General features: G+C 61.1%; 16 protein-coding genes and 2 pseudogenes. 10 read left to right on the top strand and 8 right to left on the bottom strand.

Features of this window, described 5'->3' with window-relative positions:
• Window positions 1-3 precede the first annotated feature (3 nt).
• The 6 genes from QMK50_RS26460 to QMK50_RS26435 all read left to right on the top strand — a co-directional run bounded on the left by QMK50_RS26460 (window position 4) and on the right by QMK50_RS26435 (window position 11,087).
• Window positions 4-3,183 (top strand): efflux RND transporter permease subunit, encoded by a 3,180-nt coding sequence (locus QMK50_RS26460; RefSeq protein ID WP_095168295.1) that lies wholly within the window; start codon window positions 4-6, stop codon window positions 3,181-3,183.
• Entirely contained in the window at window positions 3,180-4,601 is a 1,422-nt protein-coding gene (locus QMK50_RS26455; RefSeq protein WP_159995659.1) for an efflux transporter outer membrane subunit, read from the top strand. The genes QMK50_RS26460 and QMK50_RS26455 overlap by 4 nt, the downstream gene beginning before the upstream one ends.
• Before the next feature lie 1,178 nt (window positions 4,602-5,779).
• Window positions 5,780-6,679 carry a bestrophin family protein gene (locus QMK50_RS26450; RefSeq protein WP_320334424.1) on the top strand — a complete coding sequence of 300 codons (900 nt, stop codon included), beginning with the start codon at window positions 5,780-5,782 and terminating at the stop codon, window positions 6,677-6,679.
• Between the two features lie 75 nt (window positions 6,680-6,754).
• Complete coding sequence (locus QMK50_RS26445; protein WP_159995657.1) at window positions 6,755-7,810, top strand: tetratricopeptide repeat protein; 1,056 nt, start codon at window positions 6,755-6,757, stop codon at window positions 7,808-7,810.
• A gap of 107 nt (window positions 7,811-7,917) precedes the next feature.
• A complete protein-coding gene (locus tag QMK50_RS26440; protein WP_320334423.1) occupies window positions 7,918-9,420 on the top strand; it encodes an ATPase domain-containing protein in 1,503 nt (500 codons plus the stop codon).
• Window positions 9,417-11,087 (top strand): response regulator, encoded by a 1,671-nt coding sequence (locus QMK50_RS26435; RefSeq protein WP_320334422.1) that lies wholly within the window; start codon window positions 9,417-9,419, stop codon window positions 11,085-11,087. Before QMK50_RS26440 ends, QMK50_RS26435 begins: the two co-directional genes overlap by 4 nt.
• A gap of 80 nt (window positions 11,088-11,167) precedes the next feature.
• On the opposite strand, the gene QMK50_RS26430 is transcribed toward QMK50_RS26435, so the two are convergent.
• From QMK50_RS26430 to QMK50_RS27455, 6 genes and pseudogenes are all read right to left on the bottom strand, one after another.
• Window positions 11,168-11,545 carry a response regulator gene (locus tag QMK50_RS26430; protein ID WP_095168307.1) on the bottom strand — a complete coding sequence of 126 codons (378 nt, stop codon included), beginning with the start codon at window positions 11,543-11,545 and terminating at the stop codon, window positions 11,168-11,170.
• A 75-nt stretch (window positions 11,546-11,620) separates the two neighbouring features.
• A complete protein-coding gene (locus QMK50_RS26425) occupies window positions 11,621-12,805 on the bottom strand; it encodes a hybrid sensor histidine kinase/response regulator (protein WP_159995653.1) in 1,185 nt (394 codons plus the stop codon).
• Window positions 12,799-13,404: a chemotaxis protein CheB gene (locus QMK50_RS26420; protein WP_095168310.1), complete on the bottom strand. Its 606-nt coding sequence runs from the start codon at window positions 13,402-13,404 to the stop codon at window positions 12,799-12,801. Before QMK50_RS26420 ends, QMK50_RS26425 begins: the two co-directional genes overlap by 7 nt.
• A complete protein-coding gene (locus QMK50_RS26415) occupies window positions 13,401-14,216 on the bottom strand; it encodes a CheR family methyltransferase (RefSeq protein WP_095168311.1) in 816 nt (271 codons plus the stop codon). Before QMK50_RS26415 ends, QMK50_RS26420 begins: the two co-directional genes overlap by 4 nt.
• Window positions 14,216-15,445: pseudogene (locus QMK50_RS27460) on the bottom strand (response regulator); the annotation flags it as partial. The pseudogene QMK50_RS27460 and the gene QMK50_RS26415, both read right to left, overlap by 1 nt.
• 89 nt (window positions 15,446-15,534) lie before the next feature.
• Window positions 15,535-17,704: pseudogene (locus QMK50_RS27455) on the bottom strand (CHASE3 domain-containing protein); the annotation flags it as partial.
• Between the two features lie 258 nt (window positions 17,705-17,962).
• Between QMK50_RS27455 and QMK50_RS26405 the strand changes: the two are divergent.
• The 3 genes from QMK50_RS26405 (at window position 17,963) to QMK50_RS26395 (ending at window position 20,931) form a co-directional block, all read left to right on the top strand.
• Window positions 17,963-18,337 (top strand): response regulator, encoded by a 375-nt coding sequence (locus QMK50_RS26405; protein WP_320334420.1) that lies wholly within the window; start codon window positions 17,963-17,965, stop codon window positions 18,335-18,337.
• Between the two features lie 47 nt (window positions 18,338-18,384).
• Complete coding sequence (locus QMK50_RS26400) at window positions 18,385-19,680, top strand: glycosyltransferase (protein WP_320334419.1); 1,296 nt, start codon at window positions 18,385-18,387, stop codon at window positions 19,678-19,680.
• Between the two features lie 315 nt (window positions 19,681-19,995).
• On the top strand, window positions 19,996-20,931 hold the full coding sequence (locus tag QMK50_RS26395; RefSeq protein ID WP_320334418.1) for a phospholipase: 936 nt from the start codon (window positions 19,996-19,998) through the stop codon (window positions 20,929-20,931).
• 148 nt (window positions 20,932-21,079) lie between these two features.
• Here the strand turns inward: QMK50_RS26395 and QMK50_RS26390 are convergent, their stop codons facing one another.
• On the bottom strand, window positions 21,080-22,381 hold the full coding sequence (locus QMK50_RS26390; protein ID WP_320334417.1) for an OprD family porin: 1,302 nt from the start codon (window positions 22,379-22,381) through the stop codon (window positions 21,080-21,082).
• Window positions 22,382-22,705: 324 nt separating this feature from the next.
• Between QMK50_RS26390 and QMK50_RS26385 the strand changes: the two genes are divergently transcribed.
• Window positions 22,706-22,972: a DUF2790 domain-containing protein gene (locus QMK50_RS26385; protein WP_159995639.1), complete on the top strand. Its 267-nt coding sequence runs from the start codon at window positions 22,706-22,708 to the stop codon at window positions 22,970-22,972.
• Between the two features lie 78 nt (window positions 22,973-23,050).
• On the opposite strand, the gene QMK50_RS26380 is transcribed toward QMK50_RS26385, so the two are convergent.
• On the bottom strand, window positions 23,051-23,320 hold the full coding sequence (locus tag QMK50_RS26380) for a DUF1652 domain-containing protein (protein ID WP_159995637.1): 270 nt from the start codon (window positions 23,318-23,320) through the stop codon (window positions 23,051-23,053).
• Between the last annotated feature and the right edge of the window lie 179 nt (window positions 23,321-23,499).

Below are 23,499 nucleotides of genomic sequence, written 5' to 3'. Positions count from 1 at the left end.
CCAATGAATTTTTCCCAGTTCTTCATTTCACGGCCGATCTTCGCCGCCGTGCTGTCGCTGCTGATCCTGATCGCCGGCAGCATCTCGCTGTTCCAGTTGCCGATCAGCGAATACCCGGAAGTGGTACCGCCGACCGTGGTGGTGCGCGCCAACTTCCCCGGCGCCAACCCCAAGGTCATCGGTGAAACCGTCGCAGCCCCCCTGGAACAAGCCATCACTGGCGTCGAGAACATGCTGTACATGTCCTCGCAGTCCACCGCCGACGGCAAGATCACCCTGACCATCACCTTTGCCCTGGGCACCGACCTGGACAACGCCCAGGTGCAGGTGCAGAACCGCGTCACCCGTACCGAGCCCAAGCTGCCGGAAGAAGTGACCCGGATCGGCATCACGGTGGACAAGGCCTCGCCCGACCTGACCATGGTCGTGCACCTGACCTCGCCGGACAAACGCTACGACATGCTCTACCTGTCCAACTACGCCCTGCTCAACATCAAGGATGAGCTGGCGCGCCTGGGCGGTGTCGGTGACGTGCAGCTGTTCGGCATGGGCGACTACTCGCTGCGGGTCTGGCTCGATCCGAACAAGACCGCTTCGCGCAACCTGACCGCGACCGACGTGGTCACCGCGATTCGCGAACAGAACCGCCAGGTGGCCGCCGGTGCCCTGGGTGCGCCGCCCGCACCGAATGCCACCGCGTTCCAGCTCTCGGTCAATACCCAAGGCCGTCTGGTCAGCGAGGAAGAGTTCGAGAACATCATCATTCGCGCCGGCGACGACGGTGAAATCACCCGTCTGAAGGACATCGCCCGAATCGAGCTGGGGTCCAGCCAATACGCCTTGCGCTCGCTGCTGAACAACGACCCGGCGGTGGCGATCCCGATCTTCCAGCGTCCGGGCTCCAACGCCATCGAAATCTCCAATCAGGTTCGCGAGAAAATGGCGGAGCTGAAGAAGAACTTCCCTGAAGGCATGGACTTCAGCATCGTCTATGACCCGACGATCTTCGTCCGTGGCTCCATCGAAGCGGTGGTGCACACCCTGTTCGAAGCACTGATCCTGGTAGTGCTGGTGGTGATCCTGTTCCTGCAGACCTGGCGCGCCTCGATCATTCCGCTGGTGGCAGTACCGGTCTCGCTGATCGGCACATTTGCCGTGATGCACCTGTTCGGCTTCTCCCTCAACGCGCTGTCGCTGTTCGGCCTGGTGCTGGCCATCGGTATCGTGGTCGATGACGCCATCGTGGTGGTGGAAAACGTCGAACGTAACATTGGCCTGGGGCTGACACCGGTGGAAGCCACCAAGCGCGCCATGCGCGAAGTGACCGGCCCGATCATTGCCACGGCGCTGGTGCTGTGTGCGGTGTTTATCCCGGCCGCGTTCATCTCCGGCTTGACTGGGCAGTTCTATAAACAGTTCGCCCTGACCATTGCCATCTCGACCGTGATCTCGGCGTTCAACTCGCTGACCCTGTCGCCGGCCCTGGCTGCCGTGCTGCTCAAGAGTCATGACGCGCCGAAGGACCGCTTCTCACGGGTCCTGGACAGGTTGTTTGGCGGCTGGTTGTTCCGTCCGTTCAACCGCTTCTTCGACCGCGCCAGTCATGGTTATGTCGGCACCGTGACCCGGGTTATCCGCAGCAGCGGGATTGCCCTGGTCCTGTACGCCGGGCTGATGGTGCTGACCTTCTTCGGCTTCTCCAACACCCCTACCGGTTTTGTCCCGGCCCAGGACAAGCAGTACCTGGTGGCCTTCGCCCAGTTGCCGGATGCGGCGAGCCTGGACCGCACCGAAGAAGTGATCAAGCGCATGTCCGACATGGCGCTCAAGCAGCCGGGCGTGGAAGCCGCGGTGGCCTTCCCGGGCCTGTCGATCAACGGTTTCACCAACAGCCCCAACGCCGGGATCGTGTTCGTCACCCTCAAGCCCTTCGATGAACGCAAGGACCCGAGCCAGTCGGCCGGGGCGATTGCCGGCGCGTTGAATGGCCAATACGCCGACATCCAGGAAGCCTACATGGCGATCTTCCCACCGCCGCCGGTACAGGGCCTGGGCACCATCGGCGGGTTCCGCCTGCAGATCGAGGACCGCGGCAACCTGGGTTACGACGAGCTGTACAAAGAAACCATGAACATCATCAACAAGAGCCATAACGTGCCGGAACTGGCTGGCCTGTTCACCAGCTACACAGTGAACGTGCCCCAGGTCGATGCCGCCATCGACCGGGAAAAAGCCAAGACCCATGGCGTGGCCGTCAGTGACATCTTCGACACCCTGCAGATCTACCTGGGTTCGCTGTATGCCAACGACTTCAACCGCTTCGGTCGCACCTATCAAGTCAACGTCCAGGCCGAGCAGCAATTCCGCCTCGAACCAGACCAGATCGGCCAGCTGAAAGTGCGCAACAACAAAGGCGAGATGATCCCGCTGGCGACCTTCATCAAGGTCAGCGACACCTCGGGGCCGGACCGTGTGATGCACTACAACGGCTTCATCACCGCTGAAATCAACGGTGCCGCAGCCCCCGGCTACAGCTCCGGCCAGGCCGAACAAGCGATCGAAAAACTGCTCAAGGAAGAACTGCCCAACGGCATGACCTACGAGTGGACCGACCTGACCTACCAGCAGATTCTTTCTGGCAACACTGCGTTGTTCGTGTTCCCGCTGTGTGTGCTGCTGGCGTTCCTGGTGCTGGCGGCGCAATACGAGAGCTGGAGCCTGCCCCTGGCGGTGATCCTGATCGTGCCAATGACCCTGCTGTCGGCCATTACCGGGGTGATCCTGTCCGGTGGCGACAACAACATCTTCACCCAGATCGGTTTGATCGTACTGGTGGGCCTGGCATGTAAGAACGCGATCCTGATCGTCGAGTTCGCCAAGGACAAGCAAGAGGAAGGCATGGACGCACTCAGCGCGGTGCTCGAAGCCTGCCGCCTGCGTCTGCGGCCGATCCTCATGACCTCCTTCGCCTTCATCATGGGCGTGGTGCCCCTGGTCTTCTCCAGCGGTGCCGGTGCCGAAATGCGTCACGCCATGGGCGTCGCGGTGTTCTCCGGGATGCTCGGGGTGACCTTCTTCGGCCTGTTGCTGACGCCGGTGTTCTACGTATTGATCCGCCGCTATGTCGAGCGCGGCGAAGCTCGCAAAGCGGCCAAGGCCCTGCCACTGGAGGCACAACCATGAGCCTGAAAGTCTTCCTGCCGAGCTTGTTGGTGCTGGCCTTGAGTGCCTGCGCCGTCGGCCCGGACTATAAGACCCCGGCGACGGAGGCGGCCAACATCACGGCCGCCACCGATGGCGCCCAGGGTCAGAAGAACTTCGACCGGGCCCGCTTCGAAGGCATCTGGTGGCAGCAGTTCGAGGATCCGATCCTCAACCAGTTGGTCAACACCTCGCTGCAGGGCAACCGCGATCTGCGGGTGGCGTTCGACCGCCTGCGGGCCGCCCGGGCGTTTCGCGATGACGTCAGCAATGACGCCATGCCAGTCGTGACCAGCCGCGTCAGCAGTGACCTGGCCAAGGGGCAGATCCCCGGCCAGACCACCGACCGGGTCAGCAGCGAGCGTTATGACCTGGGCCTGGACATGGCCTGGGAAATCGACCTGTTCGGACGTATCCAGCGCAACCTGGAAGCGGCCGACGCCGACACCCAGGTGGCCGCGGCCGACCTGTACCAACTGCAAGTCACCCTGATTGCCGAGTTGGTGGATGCCTACGGCCAACTACGGGGTGCGCAACTGCGCGAGAAAATTGCCCTGGCCAACCTGGCGAACCAGCAGGAGTCGAGCAAGATCACCGTGACCCTGCGTGATGCCGGTGTCGGTGATCAATTGGACGTGGTGCGCGCCGATGCCCGCCTCGCGTCCGTGGAAGCCAGCGTGCCGCAATTGCAGGAAGTGCAGATCCGTCAGCGCAATCGCATCGCGACCTTGCTCGGCGAGCGCCCGGACAAACTCAGCGTCGACCTCAGCCCGGCCAGCCTGCCGGCCATTGCCAAGGCCTTGCCGATAGGCGATCCGGGCGAACTGTTGCAACGCCGGCCGGACATCCAGAGCGCCGAACGCAAGCTGGCGGCCGCCACCGCGCGCATCGGCGTGGCCAAGGCCGACCTGTTCCCGCGGGTCAGCCTCAGTGGCTTCCTGGGCTTTACCGCCGGACGCGGCTCGCAGATCGGCTCATCGGCCGCCAATGCCTGGGCGCTGGGCCCCAGCATCACCTGGGCGGCCTTTGACCTGGGCAGCGTGCGCGCGCGTTTGCGTGCCGCCGATGCCAATGCCGACGGCGCCCTGGCCAGCTACGAGCAGCAAGTGTTGCTGGCCCTGGAAGAGTCGGAAAACGCCTTCTCTGACTATGGCAAACGCCAGCAGCGGCTGATTTCGCTGATTCGCCAGAGCGAATCGAGCCGGGCCGCCGCTGACCTTGCAGAGATTCGCTACCGCGAAGGCACCGTCGATTTCCTGGTGCTGCTGGACGCCCAACGCGAACGCCTGGCTGCCGAAGACACCCAGGCCCAGGCCGAAGTCGACCTGTACCGTGGCATCGTGGCGATTTACAAAGCCCTGGGTGGCGGTTGGCAACCACAAACCGTCGCCAGCAACTAAGCTTAAACGTGCTCCTTTGGTTGGCCGCAACCAACCAATTTTTAGCCCCGCGTCTCATTCGGTCGCGGGGCTTTTTTTGGCCTGGGGATTGGTTGATTCAAACACTGCGCAAGGCTTGAGGCCGTTTTCGTGAGCGGGCTCGCACAGTGAATCTGGCTGCCGGCAAATTTTGCGTATGGCCACCAAACCTGTGGGACTGGGCCGGCCTCATCGCGGCATAGGTATCTACACAACGTTGTAGCGGCCTCTGGGGTGTTGGATTAGGCGGCGTACATATCCATTTCTTCGGTAACGGCCTCCTATGGTTCCGCCTGACGGCGGCTCACTTTTGAAAACCCAAAAGTAAGCAAAAGGCTCTTACCCCACCACTCGGTGCCTCGCTTAGGCTCGGCATGCCCGTACTCCGACATTGATTTGGGGGGCCGCCGCAATGGGCCCTCCCTGGCCCAGTGCGGCTAAACCGGCGTCCTGCCGGTTTACCCCCAAATCAATATCGAAGTACGGCCAGCGTGGTTAACGGGGCGCCCAGGATCAAAAGCCAGAGCCAGAGCCAGAGCCAGAGCCAGAGCCAGATCAAAAGATGGCTGACTTCGTCAGCCTCTTGGGAAGTAGAAGCTACACCGCGCATGCCCTAGCGATCAGGTCGGCTTTTAGGCCGCCTCGCTTTGCTTTTTGATCCTGGGCGCCCCGTTAACCACGCTGGCCGAACGCAGGCTTGAAGCCGTGGGTAACCCGGCAGGACGCCGGGTTAGCCGCCCCGCGCCATGGATGGCGCGTGGCGGCGACCCACGGATTCAAGCCGGAGTGAGGGAACACCGAGCCCAAGCGAGGTGCCGAGTGGTGGGGAAAGAGCGTTTTGCTTACTTTTGCGCTGTTCAAAAGTGAGCCGCCGTCAGGCGGAACCATAGGAGGCCCTTACCGCAAAAATGGATATGTACTCGGTCTAATCCAAAACCCTGGTGCAACATCGCACCACAGTTGTGTAGATACCTATGCTCATCGCTGGCAAGCCAGCTCCCACAAGGATCTGAACGTGACGCATGGCGTAAATCGATCAGCCAAGTCAAAGCCATAGACAGCATCGATCACCCCGTCAGCCAGAGCAATTGGACAGGCTGCCTCCAGGCCTCTAGCCTTCAACCGCTGCCACAGCACGAAAACGGCTGAAGACCCCACTGATGATTGTCCGTCCCAAACCCAACCTGATCGGCATCCTGTTCTCCCTCAAGGGTTCAATTGCCAAGCGCATCGCCTTGCGCAGCCTGCTGGTGACGCTGCTGGCATCGGTCATTGTGCTGGTGGAAACCTGGCACCCCGCGTACTTCTCCAAGGTCAATGCCACGCCTTTCACCCTGCTAGGGCTGTCGCTGTCGATTTTCATGAGCTTTCGCAACAACGCCTGTTATGACCGCTGGTGGGAAGGCCGCAAGCAATTGGGCCAGTTGATCATCGAGCTGCGTTCGCTGATCCGCGAAACCCAGGTGCTCAAGGACCCAGGTGAACGGGAACCGCTGCTGCGCGAACTCTGCGGTTTCGCCCATGGCCTGATTGCCCGGCTGCGGGTCGAAGACGAGGCTGCGGCAATCAGGCCATGGGCCGATGTCGAGGCCGACCTGCGCCATCCGAACCTCAGCGATCGCCTGCTGCAACACGTCGGCGCCCGTTGCTCACGCCTGGCCGAGCTGGGCCGGATCAGCGAATGGCGCTATACCCAACTGGAAACCCGGCTGGTCAGCCTGAGCCAGGTACAGGCCGCTTGCGAGCGGATCAAAAGCACTCCCCTGCCCTTCCCCTATACCCTGCTGCTGCATCGGACCATCTACCTGTTCTGCATCCTCCTGCCCTTCGCCATGGCCGAACCGCTGGGCTGGCTGACGCCGGTGTTCACCGCCATCGTCAGCTACACCTTTTTTGGCCTGGACGAAATCGGCGACGACCTCGAAGATCCGTTCGGCTTCGATGAGAACGATCTGCCGTGCAATGCCCTGCTGCGCCTGATCGAGCGTGAAGTCCTGGCCGCCCTCGGCCACGACGAACTGCCCCCGGCCCTGGAGCCGGTCGACTACGTTTTAAACTAGGCGCGGGTTTGACTCAGGGCCTGCGCTGACCGAAGCTGGCACCCCTGCACTCGTTGTCAGCTTCCGGATCCGCGCATGTCCAAGCCTCGTCGCTACCTGATCATCAGCCTACTGGTTGTCGTTGCCATCGCCATCACCTGGCTGTCCCTGCGCAGTGTCGCGCCGCAGGTGCCGGAGGCGATCAAGCGCGGCTACAGCGAAGCCCTGGACCAGGCGCGCAATGGCAAGCCCGGTGCGGCGCGTGTGCTGTACCAGCAATTGGCCCGCCCGGATATCTCCGACAAGCGCCGCCTGTGGCTGCATGCCGAACTGCCCAACTACCCCAGCCCCCAGGCCCTGAAGCTGGCCGATGCCGACCTGCACCACCCTTCGGTAGCGGTGCGCGAGGCGGCGATCGACAGCATCGTCGGGCTGGTGCCCAGCGGCCAGCGCAGCTTGTTGCTCGGGCCACTGCTGGAGGACAGCGAGCAAGCGGTGCGATTTGCCGCCGCCGAGGCGTTGCTCGGTTTGTCGCCCGATGACCTGGGGCTGTACTTCGGTCCGCTGCAGCAAGTCATCGATGAGTACGAGCAGGCACTGCAAAGCCAGCCAGTTACCGCCCACACCCAGTACCAACTGGCGCGCCTGCACCTGCACAACGCCGAGCTCAAGCAGGCGCAGCAAGCCTTGGAGCAGACCCTGGCCCTGGACCCGGGCAACCTGCCTGCGCTGGTGATGCAGATCGAGGTCCTCGACAAACAAGGCCAGAGCGAAGCGGCCCAGCAACTGCTGGCCCGCCAGCTCAAGGCGCAACCTGACTCGGCGTACCTGCAACACGCCCTGGGTTTGTGGCTGTTGCACCACGGGCAAAGCGAGTTCGCCCTGCTGGGGTTGTCCAGGGCGGTGGAGCTGGAGCCGAACAACAAGCACTACCGCTATGACCTGGCGACCACCCTGCACAGCGAGCACGAGCTGGAAGCGGCGCAGAAGCAGTTGCAGGAAATCGTCCAGCGCCACCCGGCCGATCGCAAGGCGCGGGTACTGCTGATCAACTACTGGAAGGAAAGCGGCCAGTTGCAGAATGTCCAGGTGCTGCTGGCGCAGTTGGAGCAGATGAATCCGGACGATCCGGCGCTGCAGCAGGGTCTATGATCAGATTGCGTTGAACCGTTTGGCTCGTCCCGGGGTCCAGTGAACAGGCAGCCATTTCGCCAGTATCGGCCGCTGCCTCGCTTCCCCTAGTCATGAGAGGGCATTTTTTGTCTACATCCAACGAGTTGAACAGTGAAAAAGCCGCCACCGGCATTGAAGGCCTGGATGACATCCTCGCCGGTGGCCTGTCCCGCGGCCATGTGTTTCTGCTGGAAGGAGAACCCGGCACGGGCAAGACCACGGTGGCCCTGCATTTTTTGATGGCCGGCGCCCGCGCCGGTGAACGCTCGCTGTACATCACCCTGTCGGAAACCGAACGCGAATTGCGCCAAGGCGCCAAGTCCCACGGCTGGGAACTGGATGAGAACATCCACATCTTCGAGTTGACGCCGCCAGAGAGCCTGCTCAATGGCGAGCACCAGCAGAGCCTGCTGTATTCCTCGGACCTGGAGTTGGGCGAAGCCACCAAGCAGATTTTCGAGGTGGTAGAACGGGTCAAGCCGACCCGGGTGGTGCTCGACAGTCTGTCGGAAATCCGCCTGCTGGCCCAGAGTTCGCTGCGCTATCGGCGGCAGATCCTGGCGATCAAGCACTACTTCGTGCGCTACGACGCCACCGTGCTGCTGCTCGACGACCTGACCACCGAATCCCTCGACAAAACCGTGCACAGCGTGGCCCACGGGGTGATTCGCCTGGAAGAACTGACCCCCAACTACGGCGCCGAACGCCGGCGCATCCGGGTGGTCAAGTACCGGGGCCAGAAGTATCGCGGCGGCTTTCATGACTTCACCATCATGACCGATGGCGTGCACGTGTTCCCCCGGCTGGTGGCTGCCGAACATCGCGGGCGGTATATCCGCCAGCAGTTGACCAGCGGCATCAAGGAAATGGACGCCCTGCTCGGCGGTGGCATCGAGACCGGGTCCAGCACCCTGATCCTCGGTCCGGCCGGTACCGGCAAATCGCTGATCTCGATGATCTTCGCCGCCGCAGCCGTGGCACGGGGCGAAAAGGCCGCGCTGTTCATCTTCGATGAAGAGCTGGGCCTGCTGTTCGAACGCATGAAGAACATGGGCATCGACCTGCAGGCCCTGCAAGACTCGGGCAACTTGCTGATCGAACAAGTGGATGCCGCCGAACTGTCCCCCGGCGAGTTCTCGCACCGGGTGCGCCGTTGCGTCGACGAACGCGGGATCAAGACCGTGGTGATCGACAGCATCAACGGCTACCAGGCCGCCATGCCCGAGGAAAACGCCCTGGTGCTGCACATGCACGAGTTGCTGCTGTACCTCAATCGCCAGGGCGCCGCGACCTTCATGACCGTGGCCCAACACGGGCTGGTGGGTGACATGCAGGCGCCCGTGGATATCACTTACCTGGCCGACACGGTGATTCTGCTGCGTTACTTCGAGGCCCTGGGCAAAGTGCGCCGGGCCATTTCGATCATCAAGAAACGCACGGGCAGCCATGAATCGACCATTCGCGAATACCGTATCGGCAGTACCGGCATGACTATTGGTGAGCCCCTGGACGCTTTTCAAGGCGTGTTGCGCGGTGTGCCCACCTACCTGGGCGCCAACACACCGTTACTTGTGGACGAAAACCATTGATCGCGCTCAAGGCAGTTTCCGAGCGCGCATTGATTCTTGCGCCGTTGGGACGCGACAGCCAGATCGCCCTGACCCTGCTTAACGAGGCCGGTTACGCCGGCGTGATCACCCAGGGGCTGGGCGTGCTGTGCGAGCAACTGGAACACGGTGCGGGCCTGCTGCTGATTTCCTCCGAGGCCCTGCTGGGCGCGGACCTGGAGCCGTTGCTGCGGTTTATCGAGCAACAACCGGCCTGGTCGGACTTGCCCATCGTGCTCCTCACCCACCATGGCGGCGCCGAGCAGAACCCGGCTTCGCGCTTTGGCGCCCAGTTGGGCAACGTGACCTTTCTCGAGCGCCCGTTTCACCCGGTAACCCTGATCAGCCTGGTGTCCACGGCGCTGCGCGGGCGCCGCCGGCAGTATGAAGCCCGCGACCGCCTGGTGGATTTGTACCAGAGCGAGATGCGGCTGAAGAACACCCTGGAAACCCTCGAGCAACAGGTCGAGGAACGCACCACCCAACTGCGGCACAATGAAGAGGCCCTGCGTCAATCGCAGAAAATGGAAGCGGTCGGCCAGCTCACGGGCGGTATCGCCCATGACTTCAACAACATGCTGACCGGCATCATTGGCAGCCTGGAATTGCTGCGCCGGCGCCTGGCGCGCGGTTGCACCGATGACCTGGACGGGCTGATCGACCTGGGCGTGACCTCCGCCAACCGCGCCGCTGGCCTGACCCATCGCCTGCTGGCGTTTTCCCGACGCCAGTCGCTGGATTCCAAGCCGGTGGAAATGAACACCCTGGTGCGCTCGATGGGCGAACTGCTGCAGCGCAGCATCAATGAAAGCATTCAGTTGAACATGCAACTGCAGGATCCGCTGTGGGTGGCCGAGGCCGACCCCAACCAGCTGGAAAGCGCCCTGCTCAACCTGGTCCTGAATGCGCGCGACGCCATGCCCGACGGCGGCACCCTGGCGGTCAAGACCTTCAATCAGCACCTGGACACCGAGTTCACCCAAGCCCATGGCAACCTGCAAGCCGGCGATTATGTGGTGTTGAGTGTGATCGACAGCGGCTGTGGCATGCCCCAGGCCACCATCAGCCGGGCTTTCGACCCGTTCTTCACCACCAAGCCGATCGGCCAGGGCACTGGCCTGGGGCTGTCGATGATCTATGGCTTCAGCAAGCAGTCCCGTGGTCACGTGACCATCCAGAGTGCAGTGGGCAGCGGGACCACGGTGAACCTGTACCTGCCGCGCTTTAGCGGCGACCTCACGCAAAGTCAACCGCCCCAGGTGCCCCACGCACCGGGGGCAAAGGCCGGGGAAACGGTGCTGATTGTCGAGGACGATCCGGCGGTGCGGGTGCTGGTCAGTGCGGTATTGAGCGAGCTGGGGTATGCCTTCGTCGAAGCCGGGGACGCCGACAGCGCGGTGCCGATCCTCGATTCCGAACAGCGCATCGACCTGCTGATCAGCGACGTCGGGCTGCCTGGCATGAACGGCCGGCAACTGGCAGAAATCGGCCGGCAATACCGGCCCGACCTCAAGGTGCTATTCATTACCGGCTACGCCGAGCATGCCGCGGTGCGCGGCGGCTTTCTCGACCCGGGCATGCAAATGATCACCAAGCCATTCACCTTCGACCTGCTGACCGCCAAAGTCCGCGAAATGATCCGCACCTGAGGCAGCTGCCGAGCCCGCGAGGCTGCGTCAGCGGCCGCAGGACGCTCATCTGGTTTTGGAATGCGGGGGTTGCGGCTGGATCAGGAAAGCATTTCCTGCATCAGTTCCTGCAGCACGTCGAGGTCGAACGGCTTGGCCAGGATCGGCGCCTTTTGCGCGATGGGGCTGCCGGACTCGCGGATTTCCTGCGGATAGCCGCTGATGAAAATCACCTTGAGCTCAGGGCGCAACTTGACTGCCGGCTCGGCAATCTGCACTCCGGAAATACCTCCGGGCAGGCGAAAGTCGGTGATCATCATGTCCAGGTGGGGTTTGCTGGCCAGGATCGCGAACGCTTCCTCGCCGTCCACCGCCTGCAACACCCGATAGCCCTCGCCTGACAGGTAGGCGGCAAGCACCATCAGGATCGAAGGATCATCTTCGACGATCAATACGACGTCTTGTGCATCTTCACTCATGGGAAGCCTTTGTTCGGTCAATAGCTGCTATTACGACCCTGCATCGCTGCAGAGGTTGCGTTTATTTTGCCTGTTTTACTGGAGCGGCAGGCAAACCCGGAACATTGCGCCCTCGTTGATCCGGCTCTCGACGCTGATCGAACCTCCATGGGCGGCGATTATCTGCTCGGAAATGAACAGCCCAAGGCCCAGGCCCGCCACTACGGTCTTGGCCGAAACCCGTTCGAACTGCTGGAATATCCGCTGCTGGTTCTCTTCACTGATGCCGATCCCTCGGTCGCGTACTTCAACCCGGGCCTGGCCATCCTGGCTGTACACACGGACTTCGATCAGGCCTTTGCCGCCATACCGCAAGGCGTTGGTCAGCAGGTTGGAAATCACCTGCTCAATGCGGAATTCGTCCCAGTGTCCCTCTACCGGATGCTCGGCAATAAAGCTGATGGAACACTCGGCGGCCTCCACCTGCGGCGCAAAGTTCTGCAGCAGGTTAGCCACCCGTTGTGACAGGTCGAAGTGGCTGGGCCGGATGGACAGCTTGCCCGTGCGAATCCGCGACACATCGAGCATGTCTTCGATCAGCCGAATCAGGCTTTTGATCTGCCGCTCATCGCGGTCGACCATCGCGTGCATCTTGTCCAGGGTAAAGGCTGCGGCGTTGTCGCGGGCCAGGTGCATCTTGCGTAACTGGGTTTCCAGGATCAGCCCGTTCAACGGCGTGCGCACCTCATGCGCGACGATCGACATGAAGTCGTCGCGCATGCGTACTGCCTGCTCCAGTTCGCCCTGGGTGGTCTGCAACTGCTTGAGCAAGGCTTCCTGCTCGCGGCGGCTTTGCTCCAGGGCTTCGACCTGCAGCTTCATTGCCTTGCGTTGCCGGAACAGGTCGACGAACACGTTGACCTTGCTCTTCACCGCGTGGATATCCAGGGGTTTATGCAGGAAGTCCACCGCGCCGCTTTCGTAGCCCTTGAAGGCATAGTTCATTTCGCGTCCGGCGGCGCTGACAAACACGATCGGAATGTTCTTGGTCTTTTCCGTACCGCGCATCAGTTCTGCCAGCTCGAAGCCATTCATGCCCGGCATCTGCACGTCGAGAATGGCCAGGGCGAACTCGTGCTGCAGCAGCAGCGACAGCGCTTCATCGGCCGACAGCGCCTTGTACACCGCGCGATCTTCGCGCTTGATCAGTGCTTCAAGGGCCAGCAGGTTCTCCGGCAGATCGTCGACGATCAGCAATTTGGCCTGGATAGTACTTAGCATGAGGTTCCTTCCAGCTCGACAAGCAGACGGCCGATGCCGTGCAAGGTGAGAATGTGATCGGGTTGCTGCAGGGCCAGCGCCGCGTCGGGCATGGTCGCCACCTGGGCTTCGGCCGGGTCCTGGACCACGGTCAACCCGCCCAGGCGCTTGACGTGCGCCAGGCCCCGCGCGCCATCCTGGTTGGCGCCGGTCAACAGCACCGCCAGCAAGGCCGGGCCATAGGCGTCGGCAGCGGATTCGAAGAGGTAGTCGATCGCTGGCCGCGAATAGTGCAGGCGCTCCTCCAGGCTCAGGGACAGGCTGCGGTCCTGCTCCACCGACAGGTGATAACCGGGCGCCGCCAGGTACAGGGTGCCGGCCTCGATCACGGCCTTGTCGAGCGCCTCGACCACCGGCATCGCCACCCGCCGCGCAATGACCTCGACCAACTGGCTGCGCCGTTGCTCCGGCAGGTGCAGGACGACAATGATCGGCAAGGCAAAACCCGACCCCAGCTTGCCGAAAATACTCAACAACGCCTCCACGCCACCGGCGGAAGCGCCAATGACGATGGCCTCGACCCGCGAGGCTGGAGCGTTGCTCAACAAGCCGGTTTTCATGTTTTACGGTAGATCCGTTCTTGTTTGACCAAGGGTTCGAACTGTTTGCTGTAGCTCGAAAAGTCGAGGGTTTCCTTACTGCCCAGCACCAGGAAACCGCGGTGACAGAGCGACTCATGAAACAATCCGAAGGCGCGATCCTGCAACTTTTTATTAAAGTAAATCAATACGTTACGGCACGAAATTAATTGAGTTTCTGAGAACACGCTATCGGTCGCCAGGCTGTGATCGGCAAAGGTCACGTTGTCACGCAGGCTCTTGTCGAAAATCGCGTAATCGTAGGCAGCAGTGTAGTAGTCGGCGAATGAACTCTGCCCGCCGGCCTGCTGATAGTTGCGGGTATAGGCGCGGATGTTCTCCAGGGAAAAGATCCCCTGCTTGGCCTTTTCCAGGGAGCGCGGATTGATGTCGGTGGCGTAGATGATCGTGCGCTCCAGCAGGCCTTCTTCGCGCAGCAGGATCGCCATCGAGTAGACCTCCTCGCCCGTGCTGCAGCCGGCAATCCAGATCTTGATCGACGGATAGGTGCGCAGCAGGGGCACCACTTCCTGACGAATCGCCAGGAAGTGTGCCGGGTCGCGAAACATCTCGCTGACCGGAATGGTCAGCAACTGCAGCAATTGCATGAACGCCGCCGGATCGTGCAGGACTCGCTCCTGCAACGCCGAAATGGTCTTGCATTCGAACTGGTGCAGGGCGTGATTGACCCGGCGCTTGATCGAGGCGCCCGAGTAGTCACGAAAATCGTAGCTGTACTTGAGGTAGATCGCTTCGATCAGCAGCCGCAGTTCGATTTCAGTATTGCGCTCCACTAAATTCTTTCCATCTTCGGTAACCACACGCGAATCAACGAGAACAGGCGATCCAGGTCGATGGGCTTGGCCAGGTAATCGTTGGCGCCCGCCTGCAGGCAGCGTTCCTGATCGTCCTTCATGGCCTTGGCCGTGACGGCGATGATCGGCAGCTTGCGCCAGCGCGGATCCTTGCGAATTTCCACGGTGGCCTGGAAGCCGTCCATTTCCGGCATCATCACGTCCATCAGTACCAGGTCGATGTCCTCGACTTCATTGAGTTTGTCGATCGCTTCACGACCATTACGGCCAATGACCACGATTGCGCCTTTGTGCTCCAGGGCGCTGGTGAGGGCGAAGATGTTGCGCACGTCGTCGTCCACCAACAGCACCTTGCGCCCCTCGAAGACCTTGTCGCGACTGCGCGCGGTCTTGAGCATCGTTTGCCGCTCATGGGACAACCGCGATTCGACTTTGTGCAGAAATAATGTCACTTCATCCAGCAGCCGCTCCGGCGAACGCGCGCCCTTGATGATGATCGACCGCGAATACTTGCGCAGGTCTGCCTCTTCATCGCGGGTCAGGTTGCGCCCGGTGTAGACGATCACCGGCGGGAACGAGCAGATGTCTTCGGTGGACATGCGCTTGAGCAGGTCATTGCCGAGCATGTCGGGCAGCTTGAGGTCGATGATCATGCAGTCATAGATGTTGTTGCGCAGCAGGTCCAGCGCTTCCTGGGCCAGGCCCACCGCGGTAATTTCGATGTCATCGTCGCCGATCAGCCGGGCGATACTGTCGCGCTGCAGGTCATCGTCTTCCACCAGCAGCACGCGCTTGACCTTCTGCGTCAACTTGGCCTCCAGGCGGGCGAACACGTCCTTGAGTTCCTCGCGCGTGGTCGGCTTGACCGCATAGCCCACGGCGCCCATGTGCATCGCAGCCTCGACCCGGTCTTCGACCGAAATCACATGCACCGGTATGTGGCGGGTTTCGGCGTGTTCCTTGAGGCGCTGCAGCACGGTCAGCCCGGAATGGTCCGGCAGGCGCATGTCCAGCAGGATCGCGTCGGGCAGGAACTCGCTGGCCAGGTCGTAACCTTCATCGGCACCATGGGCCACCAGGCACTGATAACCCAATTCATGCGCTAGGTCGTAGAGGATATGCGCAAAGTTGACCTCATCCTCCACCACCAGGATGCAGCGGGTGCTGAACGGCGCATTGGCGCGGTCATCGGCAAAGCGCGGGATCTGCGCCTCGATGATCGCGGCCGGACGTGCCACCGGCACCGCCGGGACAAAGGCCACCGACGCCGGTGGCGGCAGTTGGACGCTGTTCTCGTCACGCTCCACGTACTGTTCGGGCAACAGCAAGGTAAACAGGCTGCCCTGCCCCGGTTCGCTGCTGACGGTGATCGAGCCGCCGAGCAACGCTGCCAGGTCGCGGGAGATCGACAGCCCCAGCCCGGTGCCACCGTAGCGCCGGTTGGTGGTGCCATCGGCCTGGCGGAACGCTTCGAAAATACTGCTGTGCTGATCGCTGGCGATGCCGATCCCCGAGTCGCGCACGGCAAAGGCTATTGCGCCCCCTGGCTGCAGACTGACATTGAGGCTGACTTCGCCCTGCTCGGTGAATTTGATCGCGTTCGACAACAGGTTCTTCAGCACCTGCTCCACACGCTGGCGGTCGGTGAACAGCAGCGTCGGAGCGTCCGAGTCCAGGTGGACGTTGAACGCCAGGTGTTTGTCCACCGCCAGCGGCTCGAACATGCCGCGCAGGCCGTCCACCAGACGCGCAACACTGGTGTTCTCCGGGCGTATCTCGAGCTTGCCGGCCTCGACCTTGGAGATGTCGAGGATGTCGTTGATCAGGTTCAACAGGTCATTGCCGGCGGAGTAGATCGACTCGGCGAACTTGACCTGTTCGGCGCTGAGGTTGTCCTGGGGGTTTTCCGCCAGCAACTTGGCGAGGATCAACGAACTGTTGAGCGGCGTGCGCAATTCGTGGGACATGTTGGCGAGGAACTCGGACTTGTACTTGCTGGAGCGCTGCAGCTCCTGGGCACGGTCCTCGAGCTGGACCTGCGCCTGGTTCAGTTCGGTGTTTTTCAGGTCCATGGCGTCGCGCTGTTCGGCCAGGGTTTGGGCCTGCTCGGCGAGCTGCTCGTTGGTCTGCTCCAGTTCCACCTGCTGGGTTTCCAGGTGGGCCTGGGACTCCTTGAGAATCCGCGACTGTTCTTCCAGCTCTTCGTTGGCGGTCTTGAGTTCTTCCTGCTGGACCTGCAGCTCTTCGTTGAGTTGCTGGGTCTCGGCCAGCACTTCCTGCAAACGCTGGCGATAACGGGCCGCTTCGATCGAGGTGCCGATGTTGCCGGCAATCAACTCGAGCAACTCGATGTCACGCTCGTCCAGGGCCCGCAGGAAACCCAGCTCGATCACCCCGTTGACCCGGCCGTCGTCGCTGGTAGGCACCACCAGCGCACTGCGCGGCACCCCGTCGCCAAGCCCGGAGCTGACTTTGAAATAGTCGGCCGGCACCTCGTCCAGGCGAATCAGGCGGCCCTGCAGTACGGCCTGGCCGGCAATGCCCTCGCCGTTATGGATCTGCTGGTCAACGGCTTCCTGCTCGCGGGAAAAACCATAGGTTGCCACGCGATTGAGGCCGCCATGATCCTCCTTGACGTAGACCGCCGCGACTGCACTGCCCAGGTATTGCGCACAAAACTGCAGGATATTGCGCCCCAGCAGGTTCAATGACAGCTGGCCCAGCACTTGTTCGGCCAGTTCAGTCTGGCCGTTGCGCAACCAGGCCTGTTGTTCCAGGCGCCGGGCGCTGCTTTGTTGGGCCGCCAGGTTGGTGCTGTAGCTACGCGAGAGGCTGAGCAAGTCGCGGCGCCCAATGTAGGCCAGCAAAGCGCTGATGCCGACCACGAACAGGACGTACAGCGTAATGCTCCAGATCGTGGTGCGACGCACCTCTTCATTGCGCGTGGTGCGCAACTGCTGCTCCATCTCGATGACGTCTTCGTACTGTTTGCGGATCTCGTCGGTCAGGCGCTTGCCGCGACCGGCGCGCACGGCAGAACGGTAGTCGCCGCTGCTGCGCTGCAGCTCGATCATGCTCTGGGCGTAGGTGTTCCACTCTTCCTGCATGGCTTGCAGGCGGTGTAACCGGTCGACCTGGACCGGGTTGTCCGCGGTCAGTTCCTGCAGGGTTTGCAGGGCCACTACAATACGCGGCCGGGCTGTCTCATAAGGGTCGAGAAAATGTTCGTCACCGGTCAGCAGGTAGCCGCGCATGCCGGTTTCCAGGTCGACCGTGAGCTTGACCGCTTCGTTGGCGTTGTTGATCACCCGATCGGTATGCTCCACCCACTGGATGGTCGACATCAGGTAGGTGATCAGGGAGACGAAAAACACCACGCTGAGCACGCCCACCCCCAACGGCAAGCCGATGTTGCGGCTCAGGAGTTTGCGGAAACTTTGCTCATCAACGGACGACGAAGTGATCATTTGCGGGCCTTGGTGGACGGGCATAAATGAAGGAGTTTGCCCCAAAATCGCGTCTGGGATCCATTTTTCTGACAGCTTAGCCAGCATTTTCCTGCATTGCGCTGCAATCTCCCCAGCACCGGGGTTATCCTGTCGAGGCCCGTACCCTGAGGGTTTTTTCAGCCCGCCGGGAACTTGTCGGGGCCGGCTGATTACTGATGAAAAAGCCGGCCAATTTGCGACACCGGTCACCCCACGCCCTTTTCGAGAACAGTCACTATGTCCAGCACCACTGCCACCATCCTCGTAGTCGAAGACGACGCCATCGTGCGCATGCTGATCGTTGATGTGCTCGAAGAACTGGAGTTCAAGGTGCTGGAGGCGGACGACGGCACCGCGGCCCTGGCCCTGCTGAAAAACCACGATACGCTCATTGACCTGCTGATGACCGACGTGGGCCTGCCGGAGATGGATGGCCGGGAGCTGGCTGCACGCGCGCGCGCGCTGCGCCCGAGCCTGCCGATCCTGTTTGCCAGCGGTTATGCCGAAAGCCTGGAAGTGCCTGCCGGGATGCACGTGATCGGCAAGCCCTTCTCCATCGATCAGTTGCGCGACAAGGTCAAGGGCCTGCTGGCTGACCGCCCTGTGGTTTAATAACGCCGCTCGCGCCCTCCCCCTGCCGCTTCAAGGAAATACCGCTCATGAGTCAGTCCCGCGCAACCAAAGTCCTGGTTATTGGTTACGTCTGGCCCGAACCCCGCTCATCCGCCGCCAGTGGGCACGTGATGCAGATCCTCGAGACGTTCCTGGAACAGGGCTGGGACATTACCTTCAGCAGCCCGGCAGGCCCCGGCGAGCACAAGGCCGACCTGACGGCCATGGGTATCGCAGAGTGCAGCATCGAGCTCAACAGCAGCAGCTTTGATGCTTTCGTCAGTGAACTGGCCCCGGATATCGTGCTGTTCGACCAGTTCATGATGGAAGAACAGTTTGGCTGGCGCGTGGAAAAACACTGCCCTAGCGCTTTGCGGGTCCTGGAGACTTCAGATTTGCAAAGCCTGCGCCATGCTCGCCACCAGCGGCTCAAGGACCATCTCAAGGCCAGCGACGACCACGATGACGGCACCGCGCTGTTCGGCCAGACGCTGGCCCAGGAGTTCACCGCGATGGCCGACACCGATCTGGCTCGGCGGGAAATTGCCGCACTGTTTCGCTGCGACCTCAACCTGATGATCTCCGAGGTGGAGATCCGCTTGCTGGTCGAGCACTTCAGCCTGCCACCCAGTGCCCTGCATTGGTGTCCACTGATGCTCGAACCCACGGCACAGGCGCTGGCTCCGTACGCCGACCGTGCGCATTTTCTTAGCATCGGCAATTTCCGCCACGCGCCGAACTGGGACGCGGTGCTCTGGATGAAAAATGCCGTCTGGCCGCTGATCCGCCAACAACTGCCTGGCGCGCAACTGCACATCTATGGTGCCTACACGCCGCCCAAGGCGAGCGCCTTGCACAACCCGGCGCAGGGGTTTCACATCATGAACTGGGCAGAGGATGCGTTGCAGGTGATGACGGCCGCGCGTATCTGCCTGGCACCCTTGCGTTTCGGGGCCGGGATCAAGGGCAAGATTGTCGACGCGATGCTCTGCGGCACGCCCAACGTCACCACTCGCATCGGCGCCGAAGGCATGGCCGGGGACATGCCCTGGGCCGGCGCGATTGGCGAAAGCGCCTCGGCCATTGCCGCAGCCGCCGTGCGCCTGTACCAGGATGAACAGCTCTGGAACCAGGCCCAGGATGCCGGCGTAAAGCTGCTGCACGCCCGTTACCGGCAAAGCGTGCATGGCCCGGCGCTAATTGCACGCCTGGAACATTGCCGCGAACATCTACTTGAATTACGCCAGGCCAACTTTATTGGCGGCATGTTGCGTCATCACCAACACAAGAGCACCCAGTACATGTCGCAGTGGATTGAAGAAAAGAACCGCAACAACGCGTAAGCGGTAATCTGGCCAAGGGGCAGTGCCGGGCTGCAGGTTGTTTCGGCATGCTGCCTTATTCCTGCACGACCTCCTCCAATTCCCACGGCCCTTAGCGAAATCTGCAACTACCGAGCACTGCAACTTGAGCCTAGTTTAGGAACTTCCCTCTTCGCATCTCGTTCATTGGCAAATTACTCATGACAGCCACCAAACGGTCCGGCGTGCATAGATGAAGAGTGGAAACCTTGTTGACCCACAGTGCAACTTCATCAGCCGTCCTTAAATAGCCTGGTGCGACAGGACGGAATCATGACTACTCAAGGAAGTGTAGATATGAACATCACCCACACCGCAAAAATCTCATTCCGGCATGAATGGATGAGCAAGACCCCGAGCATGGACGGCTTGACCCTTAACCAACTGGTTTGGCCAGGAGCTCACAACTCGGGAATGGATTTATATACCGCCAACCACAACACAATCAACAGCGTGCTAGCCTCCCACACCATGTGCCAGAACGGCCCTTATATCCAACAGCTCAATAGCGGTGCACGGGCACTGGACCTGAGGGTTTTCTCCAACTCCAGAAAAACAGATATTTATCAGTTCGAGACCTTTCACGGCCCCGCAACCGGCAGCCCGCTCAGCGACCTGGTCAAGGCCCTGGACTTTTTCCTCGATAAAAACCCCGATGAATTCATCCTGCTCGACGTGCATCAAACCGAGGGCAGCCAAGGTAACGGTTTTGCCTTCAAGGAGTTCAACGATGCGATCAACCGTCGCCTGGGCGAGCGCCTGATTCCTTTCGAGAATCGCCATCTGACATTGGCTGAACTCAAAGCCATCAGCCGTACACAACGGGTGGTGATTGCCGCTTCGGGGCACCCCGAATTCGACGCACGGGTATTCTGGCCGAAGATCCTGCACTGCTGGAGCGGCAAGGACCTGACTTCTCCCAGTGAGCTGAAACAACACATCGCCCGCACACTCGACAATCCGCCAGACGGTTCGCTGCCGTGGTCGCTGTCAGCAACCAGTTATATCTTGTTCGATGCGTCGGGCATTTCCCTTATTGACCCGTTATACGGGGCTAACAACGCTTTCGTAAGGGTCAATAAGATCACCGATGAACTGAATGAATGGTTCAGCCCCAGTCCAACCGGCGAATGGCTGCTCAAGTGCAGCATTATCAATGTCGACTTTATCGACGAAACCTTGCTGGTCGAGTACTGCCGGGAAGCCAACATGTACAAGGCACGTAAAAAGTAGTCGTTGACCTTGGTCGGATCTTGCGGCTTGCCCGCGATGGTCTCAAGAACGCTGCGTTCATCCTGGATCTGCGCGTTATCGTTGACGTCCATCGCGAGCAAGCCGCAAGCGGGTACCCGCTCCAACAGGGGCGGTGTTGCCGATGGTCCTATAACACTGAAAAGTTGTAGCTGAGGATCAGCCGCGTTTCATCTACATCCCTGGCGACCGCCTCGTAGTTGGTACGGTAGGTCGCGCTGCGCAGGCGCAGGCTCAGGTCCTTGAACGTGCCGCCCTGGATCACGTACTTGAGCTCGCTGTCGCGCTCCCATTCCTTGCCCTCTTGCTCGCTGCCCGCCACCTTGATCTGGTCACCGCTGACGTAACGGGTCAGGAAGCTCAAGCCATTGATGCCCACGGCCTTGAAGTCATAGTCGTAGCGCACTTGCCAAGAGCGCTCCTGGGCCGCGGCGAAGTCGTTGACCTGGACGTAGTTGACCAGATAAGGGTTGCTGCCATCCAGGTAGGGCATCGAGGTGTCGCCGATCATCCGCTGCCAGCCGGCACTGAAGGTGTGGCCGCTGATGGCATAGCCGAGCATCCCGCTCAAGGCGCGGTTATCGATGTTGCCGGCGCGCGCGGCGCCGGTGTCGGCGCTGCTGAGCAACCGCAGGTCAGCCTTGAGCAGCCCTGGGCCCATGGGTTGGTTACCGAGCAAGCCAACGAAGTGCTGACGGTAGATCTCATCGAGCTCCGCGTACTGGTACTGCGCACTCAAGCGCTCGTTGAATTTATAGTCCAGGCCATACAGGTCAAAGTGATCGGCGCTGATATTGCACGCGTAGCGCTTGTTCTTGCAGTGCACGCGGATGTCTTGCTGGTCGGTGGAATCCCGGGCGGTGTACTGGTCCAGGCGGGCGGCGGTGAAGGTCAGGTCCTTGAGTTCCCTGGACGTCAGCAAGGCGCCATTGAACTGGGTCGGCAGCAGGCGCCCGTCGTTGTATTTGAGCAGCGGCAGATCCGGCAACAAGGAGCCGTACTTCAATACACTGCGCGAGATGCGCATCTTGGCCGTCAGGCCGAGCTTGGCGTATTGGTCTTCCGAGCCACGCGGGTTGCTGCCGGAGGACGGCAGTAGGCCGCTGTTGCTGCTGTCGGCACTGGAGTCGAGCTTGAGCCCGAGCATGCCCAGCGCATCCAGGCCAAAACCCACGGTGCCTTCGGTGTAACCCGACTGCAGGTTGAGGATAAAACCCTGGGCGGACTCTTCGCGCTTGGAAGCACCTTGCGGGTTGCTGCTGTGGCCATCGCGAAAATCGCGGTTGAAATACACCGTACGCGACTCGACGCTGGCGCGACTGTCGTCGATGAAACCACTGGCCTGAGCGCCAGTGCTAAAACCTGCGCACAGGGCCAGGACGCCGAGGCCCAGAGCCGGGCGCGGTGTGATGAGGGAATACGGGGGACGCATGAAAAAAGCTCCAGCAGTGCATCTGTGCGACGGGTCAATCAAGCAACACAAATAACGCGCACCCCATGCCGGACAAGGCTCGGGAATGCAGGGGGAAGTAATAACGGGTGATCGCCAATGATGGCATAAGGCTTGTTTGCTCGGCAGGCGACTTTAGTCGGAAATCCGCCGGCGAAAAATCAGCGCAAATCGACTTAACCTCCGGTTAATCCTGTGGTCCAACAGTGACTGGACCGCGTTCGCGCAGAGCTCTCTGACGCCCCACGCGGCAGGGCCGGCATCCGAAATGCCGCGCCGACTTCAAGCCCGCTGTGGAGACTATCCATGAACCTGCGAATCCTCCTGCTTGCCACTTCCCTCGCCTGCACCGGGGCCTCCGGCCTGGCGCTGGCCGACAACACCAACACCGCGCTACCCGTGCCCTATCACTACGGCATGGAGCTGCACGTGAAACACGTGATCTCGATGACCGAACCCAGCACCCAGGAATGCAAAGTGGTCACTGCGCAGATGACGTTCATCGACAACCAGGACAAACAGGAGAACATCAGCTATCAGAAGCTCTCGGACGCCTGTAGCTATCAGAACTGAACCAAGGGCTGAAATGCCCCGGGCCTGGCTGCAAGACCAGGCCCGGGGCATCTGGGGTCGAACTTTTCGAGCGTGGGCTTAGAATGCCCGCAGTTTCGGCTCGATCGCATGAGTGCCAGGTTTGTATGCCAGGTCATGGCGCAGCTCGGCAATCAGCTCGTTGATTTCGCGGCAACCATTGAGGGTGCTGGCGTCGATCCCGGTGACCACGAGGTCGATCTGATCGGTCTGGTGATCGCCGAAGATCTTGATGGTCATCGACAAGTCCGGTGACAGCGTGCATTGGCAGCGTTTTGGCAAAAAACTGCTTTCAATGATATTGCGCAGTTCCAGGGCAGACAGAAACATAAGCAGGCTCTCCTTTTTATCGACCGAATGATGTTTGTTTGGTCAACCTCTGCCGGCCGGGCCGGATCTTTCCTTTGCGATGGTTCCCGGTTTCTGCCAGGACGCAGCCCGAGATTTATTTTTACATGATGCTCTTCATATTCCTTTCACAAGAATGGAGCATGAAACATGCCTAAAAC

Source organism: Pseudomonas sp. P5_152, from assembly GCF_033989915.1.
In the GTDB taxonomy this organism is placed as follows: Bacteria; Pseudomonadota; Gammaproteobacteria; order Pseudomonadales; family Pseudomonadaceae; genus Aquipseudomonas.
This window is presented reverse-complemented; position numbering and strand designations above follow the sequence as displayed.